Below are 12,713 nucleotides of genomic sequence, written 5' to 3' on the forward strand. Positions count from 1 at the left end.
GACGCCTGGGGAATGGCTGCGCTTTTGCCGAAAAGGGGGCATAGCGGTGGCGCGGGCGCCGATCCGCTTGTGGGCGGCGGGAGTTGGTCCGCTCCTTGTCCACAGGAGGGCATTCCTCCGCTTTCTTTATCCACAGGCTGTGCGTGAAATCTGTGGACGCCGGAATCGAACGTTCCGTCCGCTTCTGTCCTGCGCCGTGTATTCCTTGGTCAAACCTCGCTCGGCCACTCATTCGGGTGGTATTGCCTCGCCCTAAAGGGTTATTCGCAGACATTCTGCTGACGGGTGGGTTGTGGGCAGCTCGATCGAGCGAACCTAGGTGCTGTGGATGACGGCCCTATGGCTAGAGCGATTTGTCGACCTTGACCGATTCGCAGGGCGGGGTACGCGCCTTGCTCTGTCGACTTGTCCCCAGGTCGAGAACCGCCTGTGGATAACTCTGGGGATGTCCGCGCCGACGGCTACCGTCGAGGCGTGGACATCAACGACTCCTGCTTACGAGCGGCAGGCCCGGGAGTGCCCGGGCCGGGTGCGGCCGAGGCCTGCTCAGGCCCGGCCGTCCTGGCAGCGCACCAGCCAGTCCGCCGCCGTCACGAACTCCTCGTCCGACGTGCCGTAGCGCGCCGGGCCCACCTCCGCCGGATCCACACCCGCCCGGGGATACGAGCCGAGGAACCGCACCTTCGGGCAGATCCGCTTCAGCCCCATCAGCGCCTCGCCGACGCGCCGGTCGGTGATGTGCCCCTCCGCGTCGATCGCGAAGCAGTAGTTGCCGATGCCCTCGCCCGTCGGGCGGGACTGGATGAGCATCAGGTTCACCCCGCGCGTCGCGAACTCCTGCAGCAGCTCCAGCAGGGCACCCGGATGGTCGTCGCGCAGCCACACCACCACGGACGTCTTGTCCGCGCCCGTCCGCGCCGCAGGCCGCGCCGGGCGGCCCACCAGTACGAACCGGGTCTGCGCGTTCTGTGCGTCGTGGATGTCGGTGACCAGCGGCTCCAGCCCGTACGTGGCCGCCGCGAACTCCCCGGCGAACGCGGCGTCGAAGCGCCCCTCCTGCACCAGGCGCGCGCCGTCCGCGTTGGAGGCCGCCGACTCCCAGAGCGCGTCCGGCAGATGCGTGGCGAGCCACTTGCGCACCTGCGGCTGCGCCACGGGGTGGCCGGTCACCGTCTTGATGTCCGACAGCCCGGTCCCGGGGCGCACGAGCAGCGCGAAGGTGATCTGCAGCAGCACCTCGCGATAGATCATCAGCGGGGTGCCGCCGGCGAGCTGGTCGAGCGTCGCGGTGACGCCGCCCTCCACCGAGTTCTCGATGGGCACGAGCGCGGCCGCCGCCTCGCCGTTCCGCACGGCGTCCAGCGCCGCAGGCACGGACACCATCGGCACCAGCTCCCGGGTCGCCGCCTCGGGCAGCGTCCGCAGGGCGGCCTCGGTGAACGTGCCCTCGGGGCCGAGATAGGTGTAGCGGCTGGCCGACATCACGCTGGCTCCTCGATCGTCCGGGGACTCGCCACGATACCGAGCGCCCCGGTGGCGGGTCCGGCGCACTGAGCGCCGGCCCGATCCGTCCCCGGGGAGCGAGGAGCCCGGCCGGGCCTCCCGGCCCTCAGCCCTCAGCACTCAGCCTTCCAGCAGTCGCTGCCCCACGTACTCGCCCGGCGCGCAGCCGCCCGGCACCGCGTAGAGGCCGCTCGACTCATGCCGCAGGAAGCGGGAGAGGCCGTCGCCGCGGTCCAGCTTCCGCTGCACCGGCACGAAACCCTTCAGCGGGTCCGCCTGCCAGGCGACGAACAGCAGGCCCGCGTCCGGAGCCCCGTCATCGAGGAAGCCGTCATGGTAGGAGAACGCCCGCCGCAGCATCTTCGCGCCCCGGTTGGTCACCGGCGACGCGACGCGGATGTGCGCATCGCCCGCGATCGCCAGCGACCCGTCCGCCTGGAACTTGTCGAGGTCGACCCGCGTCGTCTCCGTGCCGCCGGACAGCGGTGCCCCGTCCGACTTGCGGCGCCCGATCACCTTCTCCTGACGCTCCAGGGAGAGGTTGTCCCAGCTGTCGAGCAGCATGCGGATCCGCCTGAACACCGCGTAGGAGCCGCCCACCATCCACGCGTCCGGGCCGCTGGGGTCCTCCGGCACGTAGATCCGGGTCGCGAAGTCGGGGTCCGACGGCTTGGGGTTGTTCGTGCCGTCGATCTGTCCCATCAGATTCCGGGCGGTCATCGGCCGCGCGGTGGCCCCCGGCGTCCGGTTGAAGCCGTTCATCTGCCAGCGCAGCCGTGCCGCGCTCCCGGCCTGCTGCTGGAGCAGCCGCAGGGCGTGGAAGGCGACGAGCGCGTCGTCGGCGCCGATCTGCACCCACAGGTCGCCGTCGCTGCGCTTGGGGTCGAGTGCATCGGCGGTGAAGGCGGGCAGCGGCTCCAGGGCGGCGGGCCGCTTCGAAGCCAGCCCGGTCCGGTCGAAGAACGTCCGGCCGAAGCCGAAGGTGACGGTCAGCGAGCAGGGGCCCGCGTCGAGCGCGACACCCGAGTCGTCGCCCGTGGGCGTCTTCCCGGCCATGAGGTCGGCCGCGGTCGCCGACCACCGCCGCAGCAGTGCGGCCGCGGCCTTGCGGTCGGCGCCCGGCGCGAGGTCGAAGGCGGCGAGGTGGCCGCACGTCTGCGCGGGGTCGGCGATCCCGGCCTGGTGCGCGCCGTGGAAGGACCTGGCCGCGGAGCCGACGCCGTTCAGCGGGTCCGGCTCCTTCCGCACGGTCTCGGCGGCGACCGCCCCGGCCGCACCGCCCGCGACGAGCCCGGCCGCGCCCGCGGCCCCGGCCGTGCCGAGCAGCCGGCGGCGGCTGACGCCGTTCGCGCTGCGGGCCTGCGCGGGCCGAGCGGGCTGCTCGGCCCGGCCGGTCCCGGCCTTCGCGGTCCCGGCAGCAACAGCAGCCTCGGCGGCCTTGGCTTCTGCCACAGCCTTCCCGGCCTTACCGGTCTTCGCAGCTTTGCCAGGCTGCTGGGCCTGCTGGGCCTGCTTGGCCTGCTTGGCCTTCGAAGCCTGTGTGGCCGGTCCGGTCTGTGCGGCCGGTCCGGTCTGTGCGGTCTCTGCGGCCTGTGCGGCCTTCTCTTCGTCCTGGGATCGTTCAGTCATCAGTTGATCTTCACGTTCCTGATCTCCGTGATCTGGTCGATGTCGGAGGTCCGTACGGTCAGGGTGAGCTGCCATTCGCCGGCCATGGGCAGCTGGAATCCGGAGGCCTGCCAGCGGCCGGCGGCGCCGCGCTTGAGGGACGTGCGCAGCGGGCCGATGTTCTTCCGCGTCTCGGTGAAGGCCACCTCCAGCTCGGGTACGTCGACGGCCTTCCCGGCGGGGTCGGTCACGGAGACGTCGAGGGAGTTGTTGCCCGAGCGCGCCGGGTCGATACGTATGAGGGCCGTGCCTCGCCCATTTGTGCCACCGGTGTCGTACGGGATCTTCACCTCGGCGGGCCCGGAGGGGGCCGGCGCCGGGGTGCGGGGGCCTCCGGAGGAGGCGGCCTCGCGCTGTTCGGTCTCGGCCCGCCCGGGCTGGGTGCCGGTGAGGAGGGTGGTGACGGCGAGCAGGACGACGGCGACCCCGGCCTCGGCCAGGACGGTGCGCCGCAGCCCGCTGCGGCCTTCGTCCGCGTCGCGCCGCCGCTGCCCGGCGGCCTTCTCCAGGGCCTCCCGCTGGCGTGCGAGCTGGGCGGCCCGTTCGGGGGAGGTGTCCTTGTCCTCCCGCGCGGGGCCCGCAGCCTTGGCGGACCGGGCCTGCCCGGCCGTCCTGACCTGGACCGGCTTGGCGGCCGTGGCCGGCTTCTTCTTCGCCGGGCGGCGGTCGGTGAGCCGGCCCGTCCAGCGGCGCGAGAAGTACGCCAGGCCGACCATGCCCGCCACGAGTGCGATCTTGAGGAGGAGCCAGCGGCCGTACTCCGTGCCGGTGAGCGCGCCCCACGAGCCGACCTGCCGCCAGGACTGGTAGAGGCCGGTCGCGACCAGCACGCACACCGAGGTGAAGGCGAGCCGGGAGAAGCGCTGCACCTCCGCCTGCCGGATGGGCTCGCCCGTCCAGAGCACGGCCAGGAGTGCGGCCAGGCCGCCCAGCCACACTGCGACGCCCAGCAGGTGCAGGACGTCGACCGGCATCGCGAGCCACGGCTGCAGGCCCGCCGAGGCGTGCTCGGCCATCGCCCAGGTCGCCGCGAGCCCGACGGCGACGACGGTGCCGCCGATCGCGAGCCCGTAGGCGACGTCGCGGCGCTCCATGCCGGTGCGGTCGCCGTCCTCGCGGGCGTACGAGCCGAACAGGACGGCGAGGAACACCGCGGCGGCGCTCAGCAGCAGCAGGCGGGACAGCAGGGCTGCGCCCGGCTTGGTGGCCAGGACGTCACCGAGGAGGGCGAGGTCGAAGGCGGCGCCGAGGCCCTTGCCGCTCGTGTACGGGCCGCGCAGCAGCAGGAGCACCGAGGTCGCGGCGAAGAGGGTGATCCAGCCGCCGACCGCGGTGCGCTGCACCGGTCGCGGGGAGCGGCACACGCCTGCGAACACACAGCCGCCGACGAGAAGGAGGTAGCCGGCATAGGCCGCATAGCGCCCTGTGGTGTAGAGAGTGTCGACGACCGGGTCGGCCTTGGCCGTCGTCACTTTCGCCGCCGTCTTCGACGGCGCGCCTATGGAGAAGGTGAAGGCCCCGGCCACCGGGTGGCTGTCCGCGGAGACGGCCTGCCAGGCCACCGTGTAGGTGCCGTCGGCGATCCCGCCCGCGAGCCCGACGGACGCCGTGTTCGACTTGCCGTCCACGTGCGCCGGCTTGCCCTCGTCGACGCGCTTGCCCTGCGGGTCGAGGATCCGCACCGAGTCGGCGCTCAGCAGGACGCCTTCGGAGAAGGTGAGCTTCACCTGCCGGGGCGCGAGCGGCACCACCGACCCGGAGGCCGGATCGGTCGAGGTCAGCGCGGCGTGCGCCGACGCGCTGCCCGCCCCGGGCCCGAGCGCACAGAGCAGCGCGGCGAGCAGCGTGCCGAGGACCGGCAGCAGCCGCCCGGCGGTCAGGGTCTTCATCGCACGTCAGTCCTTGGGACGGAACGTCGTGGACTCCACCGGCACCTTGACCTTGACCGGGCCGGCGGTGGCGAAGTGCAGCGTGAACTCGATCTTCTCGCCGACGTTCGGCTTGTGGTCGAGCTTGCCGAGCATCAGGTGCGTACCGCCGCGCGCGAGCTTCAGCTCGCCCTTGGCCGGCACGTCGAGCGCGGCCGCGTGCTTCATCTGCGAGCCCTCGGTGGTGTGCATGGTGATGTCACCGGAGAGCGGGCTGGTGACCTTGGTGAGCCGGTCGGCCTTGTCGCCGTCGTTGCCGACGGTGAAGTAGGCGGCGGCCATGTCGGTCATCGCGGGCTGCGGGAGGTAGGCGCCGCTGACCGAGAGCTGCGGCTTGCCGGACGCCAGGGCGTCCTTCTCGGACTGGCAGCCCGTGAGCAGCAGGAGACCTCCGGCGAGGACGAGCGGCAGGGCGGCGGCGGTGGCGGCGGTGGTCTTGCGCATCACGGGTTCTCTCCCTTGATGATCTTCGGGAGATCCTTGGAGTACTGGTCCTTGCTGGTTTCGGTGGTGTATATCCAGTGGCCGCCGTCGTCCTTCGGCGAGAAGCCGACCACCTCGGCTCCGTGGCTGACGGTGATGGAGCCGTCCTTCTCCTTCTTCGGCTTCTCCACGAAGATGCCGATGCCCTTCGCCGCCGCCTGGATGGTGGCGAAGTCACCGGTGAGGCCGACTATGTCCTGGCCGCCCTGGGCGTCCAGCCACTCCCGTATGCGCTTGGGCGTGTCGCGCTCCGGGTCGGTGGTGACGAAGACGACCTGGAGCTTCTCCCGGTCCTCCTTCGGCAGCGTCTTCTCGGCCGCGGCGATGTCGGAGACGACGGTGGAGCACACGTCGGGGCAGTAGGTGTAGCCGAAGTAGAGCAGGAGCGGGCGGCCCTTGGTCGCGTTGACCAGCTCGTACTTCTTGTCGTTCGTGTCGGTGAGGACCAGGTCCGGCTTGGCCTTCGGGGTGTCGAGGGTGATCGCGGCCTTCTTCGGCGTCGCGGAGACGTCGGCTACGGGCTTGTCGCCGCCGTCGTCCGAGCCGCCGCCACAGGCGGTCAGCGTGAGCGCGGCGGCCGTGGCCAGGGCCGCGCCCAGAATGCGGGTGCGCATGGAGCTCTTCTCCAGGAATGGGTCGGTGGTGCGGGGGGCGGGGCTCCGGGCCTCGGTGAGGGCCCGGCGCCCCGGCCGGTCCGTGCGTCAGGCCGCCGAGCGGCGGCGCCCGGCGAGCACGCCGAAGGCGACGCCCGCCGCGCCGACGACGATGCCGACGATGCCGAGCGTGCGGGCGGTGGTGTCGGAGCCGCCGTCGCCCTTGTCCGACTTCTCGGACGCGTTCTCGGTCTTGCCGTCCGTGCTCTTGCCGCTGGTCTTGTCGTCGTCGTGGTGGTCGTCGCCCTTGCCGGCGGCGGCGCCCTTGGCGACGAGCTTCAGCGTGGGAGCCGGGTGCTCGGCCTCGGCGCCGCCCGGCTTGGACGGGTCGATCCAGCGGACGACGTCGTCGTCGGAGTACGTCTGGAGCGCCTTGAAGACCAGCTCGTCGACGTCCTCGGGCAGCTTGCCGACGGACAGCGGGAACTGCTGGAACTGGCCCGGCTCGATCTTGCCGCCGGTCCAGGTGATCTTGCTGACGGCTTCCTCGATCGTCTTGCCGTGCGTCTGCAGCGGCTTCTCCAGCTTGGTCTTCTCGACCTTCACCTCCCAGCCGGGAACCGGCTGGGGCATCACCGAGGAGAGCGGGTGCTTGGTGTCGAGGGTGACCTCGAGCTTCACCGTCGAGGCGTTGTCCTTCTCGTTCGGCACCTTGAAGGCGATGGTGCTGTAGCCGCCCTTCTCGGCGGTGCCGGGCTGCACGCTCACGTGCGCGGCGGCGGGGCCGGCGAGGAGCAGGACGGAGCCGGCGGCGAAGGCGCCGATGACGGGGAGGCGACGGCGAGCGGTCTTGGCGTTCATGGGGACACTCCAGGGGCAGGAGAGATCAGTGAGGAGGGGTGGCACGCGTGCGGCGACGACGACCGTGCGACCCGTCCTCATGCCCGGAATGTGCCTTGTGCGCAGGCGTGAGCGTGCGCGAGCGCGAGCGCGCTGCAGAGCGGGAGGCGCTCGGCTGCTCGGGGAAGGCTCGGGGAAGGGGGAAGGCGTCGCGTCGTCAGGCCGCGAGGGCGAAGACCGGCGGGCCCCGCCTGATCACGAAGTGCTGGAGCACCGGCTCCGTGGCGGGCCGCTCCTCGTCCCCGGCCGGACGCCGACCGGCGACCGGCGGCATCCCGGCGGCCGTCTCCCTCAAGGTGCCCACGAGCGCGAAGGCGGCGCGCAGCGCCCGTACGAGAGAGGTCTCCGCGACCTCGCGCGCGGACTGCCCCGAGAGCGCGACCACTCGCCACAGCGCCACCTCGCCGCGCCGCAGCAGCCAGCCCGCGGCGAGCGCCGCGAGGAGGTGGCCGAGCAGCATCGGCAGCGAGAGGGGGAGTGCGTCGAGCAGCGAGCCGGAAGGCATTCCGGAGGACATCCCGGAGTGCATTCCGGAGCCTGCGCCCGCGGCCGCCGCCCCCGACTGCTGCAGGGGGTGCACGGCCGGGTCGAGGCCGGCGTCCGTGATGACGCGGCGGGCGTCGGTGGCGGATATGAGGTGCGGCTGGTTGCAGACCAGCTGCGAGGCGAAGCTGATCAGCCGGCCCTCGGTGACCGTCTGCCGTGCCGCGACCCCGGCGCCCTGCTGGCCGATGCCGAAGAGCGTGTGCAGTGCGAGCTGCCCTGCTGCCAGACCCGCGGCGATCGACGGCAGCGAGCGCTCCCGCCCCGCCAGCGGCACGGCCAGGGCGAGCACCGCCAGGAAGCCGGCCGCGAGGGTCCACAGCGGCACCTTCGCGCACGACGCCAGCACGTGCCCGCCCGCGGACAGCAGAACGCAGACCGCGGTGAACACCGCGGCCCGGATCAGTCGCAGATCGGCGCCGACACGCGCGACGGGGTGAGGCATGGCTGCGCCATCATCCCACCGGGCTTACTCCTCCCCTACGGCAGGGGGCGCTCGATCTCCACCCGTAGGGGGCGCACCGGCGCACTCCTGTCCACCGCCATACACCGATGCATCCACCGGGCGCGTCGTCCGAATGAGCGGTCTCACACGCTCCGGAGGCTTACGGGGTGTCAGTGCTGGCTATACGTATCGGTATGTCGAGCCGCGGCCAGGAGGCTGAGCATGAGCATTTGGTGGTCACTCCATCTGCGGCGGGAGGCCGCGAGCGTTCCGCTCGCGCGGCGGTTGCTGATCGGCGCGATGGAGACGGCCGGCGTCGACCCCGATATTTCCTATGATCTTTCGCTCGCCCTGAGCGAGGCGTGTGCGAATGCCGTCGAGCACGGAGGCGATTCCTCCACGGGCTATCTCGTGACGGCGTTCATCGACGGCGACACCTGCCGGATCGAGGTCACCGATTCGGGCCCGGGCTTCCCGGAGCAGCCCCGTCCGCATGAACGCCGTCGGCAGCGCCCGCAGCCGCGGCCCCTGGCCCCCGCCGAGGACGAGCACGGCAGGGGCCTCTTCCTTATCGAGTCGCTCACCGACCACGTCCGTGTACGCAACCGCCCGGGCCGCCAGGGGGCCGTGGTCACCTTCGACAAGATCCTCAAGTGGAGAGAGGACGCGGCGCTGCTCCGGGCGTCGTGACCCCTGCGTCCCCGGCTGTCACCCGGCCGCGGTTGTCACGGCTGTCTGTCACCCGGCCGTGGCCGTCGCCCGGCTGTCACTCGACCGTCAGCGGCACCGGGTGGACCTCCGTGACCGGGTGCCCGGCCTGGGCGTGGACGCGCTTGACCGCATCCGCCGAGGGTGCCTCGGACAGGCAGTAGACGGTGCCCGACTTCGGGTCCGCCCAGGCCCGCTCGAAGTGCACGCCCTCCTCGGCCTCGATGGCCAGATCCCTGCGGTGCGCTTCCTGAAGCTGGTCGGCAGTGATGCCCTTCATGCCGTGATGGACGTCCATGTACTTGCTCATGGCTCCCACACCTCCCTGGGTGCGCCCTATGTGGCCATGATGCGCTCAGGGGTCCCTGCGGACCACCGCAGGGACCCCTGAGCAGCCGGTCCTCCCAAGCCCTTAAGGCCAGCCCTTAAGGCCGGCCCTTCAGGTCAGCCCTTGAGGGACGCCATCCACGCCTCGACGTCCGCGGACGTCCGGGGCAGCGCCGCCGACAGGTTCCGGTTGCCGTCCTCGGTGACCAGGATGTCGTCCTCGATACGGACGCCGATGCCGCGGTACTCCTCGGGCACGGTGGTGTCGTCCGCCTGGAAGTACAGGCCGGGCTCGACGGTCAGGACCATGCCGGGCTCCAGGACTCCGTCCACGTACGTCTCGGTACGGGCGACCGCGCAGTCGTGCACGTCCAGGCCGAGCATGTGACCGGTGCCGTGCAGGGTCCAGCGGCGCTGCAGCCCGAGCTCCAGGATGCGCTCCACCGGGCCCTCGACCAGACCCCACTCCACCAGCTTCTCGGCCAGCACGCGCTGCGCCGCGTCGTGGAAGTCGCGGTACTTCGCGCCCGGCTTGACCGCCGCGATGCCGGCCTCCTGCGCCTCGTACACCGCGTCGTAGATCTTGCGCTGGAGGTCGTTGTACGTGCCGTTGATCGGCAGCGTACGGGTGACGTCGGCGGTGTAGAGGCTGTTCGTCTCCACGCCCGCGTCCAGCAGGAGCAGGTCGCCGGAGCGGACCGCGCCGTCGTTGCGCACCCAGTGCAGGGTCGTGGCGTGCGGGCCGGCGGCGCAGATGGAGCCGTAGCCGATGTCGTTGCCCTCGACGCGGGCGCGCAGGAAGAAGGTGCCCTCGATGTAGCGCTCCGAGGTGGCCTCGGCCTTGTCGAGCACCCTCACGACGTCCTCGAAGCCGCGCACGGTGGAGTCGACGGCCTTCTGCAGCTCGCCGACCTCGAAGGCGTCCTTCACGAGCCGCTGCTCGCTGATGAAGACGCGCAGCTCCTCGTCGCGCTCGGCGGTGACCTTGTCGGTCAGGGCCTCCTCGATGCCGGCGTCGTGGCCGCGGACGGCGCGGACCGGGCCGGTGGCCGTGCGCAGCGCCTCGGTGAGCTCGCGGACGTCCTTGGCCGGCAGGCCCAGCAGCTGCTCGGCCTCGGAGAGGCTGTGGCGGCGGCCGACCCACAGCTCGCCCTGGCCGTCGAGCCAGAACTCGCCGTTCTCGCGGTCGGAGCGGGGCAGCAGGTAGAGCGTCGCCCGGTGGCCCTCGGCGCCGGCCGGCTCCAGGACGAGCACGCCGTCCTGGGTCTGGTCACCGGTCAGGTACACGTACTCCGTGGAGGCGCGGAAGCTGTACTCGGTGTCGTTCGAACGGGTCTTGAGGTTCCCGGCCGGGATCACCAGGCGCTCCCCGGGGAAGCGCGCGGAAAGCTCGGCGCGGCGGCGGGCCGTGTGCGGCGCCTGCTCGACGGGCTGCAGGTCGCGCAGCTCGGTGTCGGCCCAGCCGGTCTTCATGTTTGCGGCCAGCTCGTCGGAGACGGCGGGGTAGAGGCCGTTCTTCCGCTGCTTGATCGGCTCGTCGCCTTCGGGGTTCTCGGGCGCGGGCTGCTGCTCGGTCACTGCTTTCCTCCTCGGACGGGGCGCTTTCCATCGTATGTGTGACCGAAATACGAGGAAACTATGAGGAAAATCCGAGGAGGGGGAGGGGCGGGTCAGGCGGGGGCAAGCGGGGTCGGGCGGGTCACGGTGTCACTCGAAGTGGGCGGCGAGCAGGACGACGTCCTCGCTGCCGTCCCAGTCGCTGTGGCTCTCCGGCGGCAGCACCGTGCGCAGCACGTGCTCCACCAGGGCGTCCGGGTCCCGGCGCGCCGCCTTCGGCACTCCGGCCGCGGCGGTGCGCAGCCGTGCGAAGGCCCGGTCCATCGGCCGGCCGGTCCGGTGCAGCAGCCCGTCGCTGTAGAAGAGGAGCGTTTCTCCGGGGGCGGGTTCGATTTCGACGCTGGGCGCCTCCCAGCAGGCGAGCATCCCGAGCGGCGCGGACAGCGACGTCTCGACGAACTCGACGCGGTGGTCGCCGATGATCAGCGGCGGGCAGTGGCCGGCCCCCGCCAGGATGACCTTGCGCTCGGGCGGCTCGCAGTACGCGAAGATCGCCGTCGCGGCGCGGGCCGGCTCGGTGAGCCGCAGCAGGAGCTCTAGGTCGGAGAGGACCGCAACCGGATCCTCCCCTTCCATGACGGCGTACGCCCGCAGGGACGCGCGCAGCCGGCCCATGGCCGCCACGGCGCTGGGACCGGAACCGCTTACTCCGCCCACGGCCAGGCCGAGCGCGCCCTCGGGCAGCGGCAGCGCGTCGTACCAGTCGCCGCCGCCGAGCGGACCGGTGCGGTGCCGGACGGCCAGCCGGATGCCCGGCGTCCGGGGCAGCCTGCTCGGCAGCAGCTCCTCGCGGAGGGTCGCCACGGCCTCCCGGGCCTCGGCCAGTTCGAGCTGGCGGGCGAGGTGTTCGGTGGCGTGGTCGCGGTAGAGGCCGACGAGGTGACGCTGCCGCTCGGTGGGCTCGGCCGGCTCGTCGTACAGCCAGACGGCCGCACCGATCCGGCCCGCGTTGTCGGTCTCCAGGGGGACGGCGTAGCTCGCTCCGTAGCCGAGGCGGGCGGCGACCTCCCGGTACCGGGGGTCGAGGCCCTCGTCGGAGGCGACGTCGGGGTGGGCGGTGCCCGTACGGGATCCGGCCGGGGGGAGGTCGTCGAACAGACGGCCGTAGGACCCCGGGGCGGTCTCGGGCACGGCCCCCGGGGCGGTCTCGGGGGCGGTCCCCGGGGCGGTCTCCGGCGCGGCCTTCGGTGGGACCTCCGGGAGGGTCTCGATGTGGCCGAGGTCCGCGTGGTCCAGGCCGAATCCGACAGTGACGGGGTGGTCGCGGCCGGGGCCCGTGGCCGGGTGCAGCGTGACCAGGCCGCGGCGGGCGCCCACGAGCGTCGCACCCGCCCGCAGGGCCTCGTGCAGGGCGGCGTCGAGGGTGGCCGTGCGCGTGAGCCGCTCGGTCAGCTCCTGGAGCGTGGTGAGGTCGGAGATCCAGCCCGCGAGGCGGTCCTGGACGACGGCGTTGGGGGCGGGGAGGGAGGGACCCGGAAGGAGCGCCGCCGGGCCGGAAGGGCCGGAGGCGCCGGAGGAGGCGGCAGCGGCGGACGGGTCCGCGGGGTCGGCGGTGCTTGCCGGGGCATCCGATCCGGGCGTTCCGGGAGCAGCAGGGGAGAGGGGATCTGCGGAGGAGGCGGCAGATGTGGGGGCGGGAGTCTGCGCGGGAGCGGGGAGCGGAGGATTGATTCCGGCCACTTTCGGCAGGTGGGGCGTGGTCATGGCCGGCTACCCGGACCGGGCTGCGGCGCGGTGGACCGGGCGCTCGTGTGCACCAGGGCCCGCGGCACTTTGCCGCTCCCTCTTGACCACCGTCTTGACCTGTGTTTTCTCATGAATAGCATCGCAAACCCCCTGTCGCGTTGCGCGCTATCGGTGCTCCACATGTACACGCCCGGGCAAGGAGATGTCCAGCATTGAACCGGTGGGATTGGTGGTGTCTATGGGGTTTCAAAGTTGGCCGGAAAATGGTCCAGAGGCCATGGATTTGCGGTCGACTGGCGTTGCTCGACAGCG

Annotated in this window: 11 protein-coding genes; 1 reads left to right on the forward strand and 10 read right to left on the reverse strand. The window is 72.0% G+C overall.

All coding sequences use genetic code 11. The features are described from left to right. Positions 1–546: 546 nt before the first annotated feature. The 7 genes from pheA to IE241_RS21230 form a co-directional block, all read right to left on the reverse strand. A complete protein-coding gene (pheA, locus tag IE241_RS21200; RefSeq protein ID WP_190023374.1) occupies positions 547–1,482 on the reverse strand; it encodes a prephenate dehydratase in 936 nt (311 codons plus the stop codon). A 141-nt stretch (positions 1,483–1,623) separates the two neighbouring features. Beyond that, positions 1,624–3,132 carry an iron uptake transporter deferrochelatase/peroxidase subunit gene (gene efeB, locus IE241_RS21205; protein ID WP_229899571.1) on the reverse strand — a complete coding sequence of 503 codons (1,509 nt, stop codon included), beginning with the start codon at positions 3,130–3,132 and terminating at the stop codon, positions 1,624–1,626. Next, positions 3,132–5,060, reverse strand: a complete 1,929-nt coding sequence (locus IE241_RS21210) for a copper resistance CopC/CopD family protein (protein WP_190023375.1) — start codon at positions 5,058–5,060, stop codon at positions 3,132–3,134. Before IE241_RS21210 ends, efeB begins: the two co-directional genes overlap by 1 nt. Positions 5,061–5,066: 6 nt before the next feature. After that, positions 5,067–5,543, reverse strand: a complete 477-nt coding sequence (locus tag IE241_RS21215; protein ID WP_190023376.1) for a copper chaperone PCu(A)C — start codon at positions 5,541–5,543, stop codon at positions 5,067–5,069. Next, positions 5,543–6,196: an SCO family protein gene (locus IE241_RS21220; protein ID WP_190023377.1), complete on the reverse strand. Its 654-nt coding sequence runs from the start codon at positions 6,194–6,196 to the stop codon at positions 5,543–5,545. Before IE241_RS21220 ends, IE241_RS21215 begins: the two co-directional genes overlap by 1 nt. 87 nt (positions 6,197–6,283) lie before the next feature. Next, positions 6,284–7,036, reverse strand: a complete 753-nt coding sequence (locus IE241_RS21225; RefSeq protein ID WP_190023378.1) for a YcnI family copper-binding membrane protein — start codon at positions 7,034–7,036, stop codon at positions 6,284–6,286. Positions 7,037–7,232: 196 nt separating this feature from the next. Next, positions 7,233–8,063 carry a hypothetical protein gene (locus tag IE241_RS21230; RefSeq protein WP_190023379.1) on the reverse strand — a complete coding sequence of 277 codons (831 nt, stop codon included), beginning with the start codon at positions 8,061–8,063 and terminating at the stop codon, positions 7,233–7,235. Between the two features lie 222 nt (positions 8,064–8,285). Here IE241_RS21230 and IE241_RS21235 point away from each other — a divergent pair, with 222 nt between their 5' ends. Further along, positions 8,286–8,753, forward strand: a complete 468-nt coding sequence (locus IE241_RS21235; protein ID WP_190023380.1) for an ATP-binding protein — start codon at positions 8,286–8,288, stop codon at positions 8,751–8,753. A gap of 76 nt (positions 8,754–8,829) precedes the next feature. On the opposite strand, the gene IE241_RS21240 is transcribed toward IE241_RS21235, so the two are convergent. From IE241_RS21240 to IE241_RS21250, 3 genes are all read right to left on the reverse strand, one after another. Continuing rightward, the gene (locus tag IE241_RS21240) at positions 8,830–9,081 is read right to left on the reverse strand and encodes an SCO4226 family nickel-binding protein (RefSeq protein WP_190023381.1); all 252 of its coding nucleotides are present in this window, start codon (positions 9,079–9,081) and stop codon (positions 8,830–8,832) included. 134 nt (positions 9,082–9,215) lie between these two features. Beyond that, positions 9,216–10,676, reverse strand: a complete 1,461-nt coding sequence (locus IE241_RS21245) for an aminopeptidase P family protein (protein WP_190023382.1) — start codon at positions 10,674–10,676, stop codon at positions 9,216–9,218. A gap of 129 nt (positions 10,677–10,805) precedes the next feature. Next, on the reverse strand, positions 10,806–12,419 hold the full coding sequence (locus tag IE241_RS21250; RefSeq protein ID WP_190023383.1) for a PP2C family protein-serine/threonine phosphatase: 1,614 nt from the start codon (positions 12,417–12,419) through the stop codon (positions 10,806–10,808). Between the last annotated feature and the right edge of the window lie 294 nt (positions 12,420–12,713).

Origin of the sequence: Streptomyces hiroshimensis, assembly GCF_014650335.1 — a bacterium.
Taxonomy (GTDB): Bacteria; Actinomycetota; Actinomycetes; order Streptomycetales; family Streptomycetaceae; genus Streptomyces; species Streptomyces hiroshimensis.

Bases quoted from the DNA above. Each gene is read 5' to 3' on its own strand.
- pheA (WP_190023374.1), bottom strand. From the start codon at position 1,482: ATGTCGGCCAGCCGCTACACCTATCTCGGCCCCGAGGGCACGTTCACC.
- efeB (WP_229899571.1), bottom strand. From the start codon at position 3,132: ATGACTGAACGATCCCAGGACGAAGAGAAGGCCGCACAGGCCGCAGAG.
- IE241_RS21210 (WP_190023375.1), bottom strand. From the start codon at position 5,060: ATGAAGACCCTGACCGCCGGGCGGCTGCTGCCGGTCCTCGGCACGCTG.
- IE241_RS21215 (WP_190023376.1), bottom strand. From the start codon at position 5,543: ATGCGCAAGACCACCGCCGCCACCGCCGCCGCCCTGCCGCTCGTCCTC.
- IE241_RS21220 (WP_190023377.1), bottom strand. From the start codon at position 6,196: ATGCGCACCCGCATTCTGGGCGCGGCCCTGGCCACGGCCGCCGCGCTC.
- IE241_RS21225 (WP_190023378.1), bottom strand. From the start codon at position 7,036: ATGAACGCCAAGACCGCTCGCCGTCGCCTCCCCGTCATCGGCGCCTTC.
- IE241_RS21230 (WP_190023379.1), bottom strand. From the start codon at position 8,063: ATGCCTCACCCCGTCGCGCGTGTCGGCGCCGATCTGCGACTGATCCGG.
- IE241_RS21235 (WP_190023380.1), top strand. From the start codon at position 8,286: ATGAGCATTTGGTGGTCACTCCATCTGCGGCGGGAGGCCGCGAGCGTT.
- IE241_RS21240 (WP_190023381.1), bottom strand. From the start codon at position 9,081: ATGAGCAAGTACATGGACGTCCATCACGGCATGAAGGGCATCACTGCC.
- IE241_RS21250 (WP_190023383.1), bottom strand. From the start codon at position 12,419: ATGACCACGCCCCACCTGCCGAAAGTGGCCGGAATCAATCCTCCGCTC.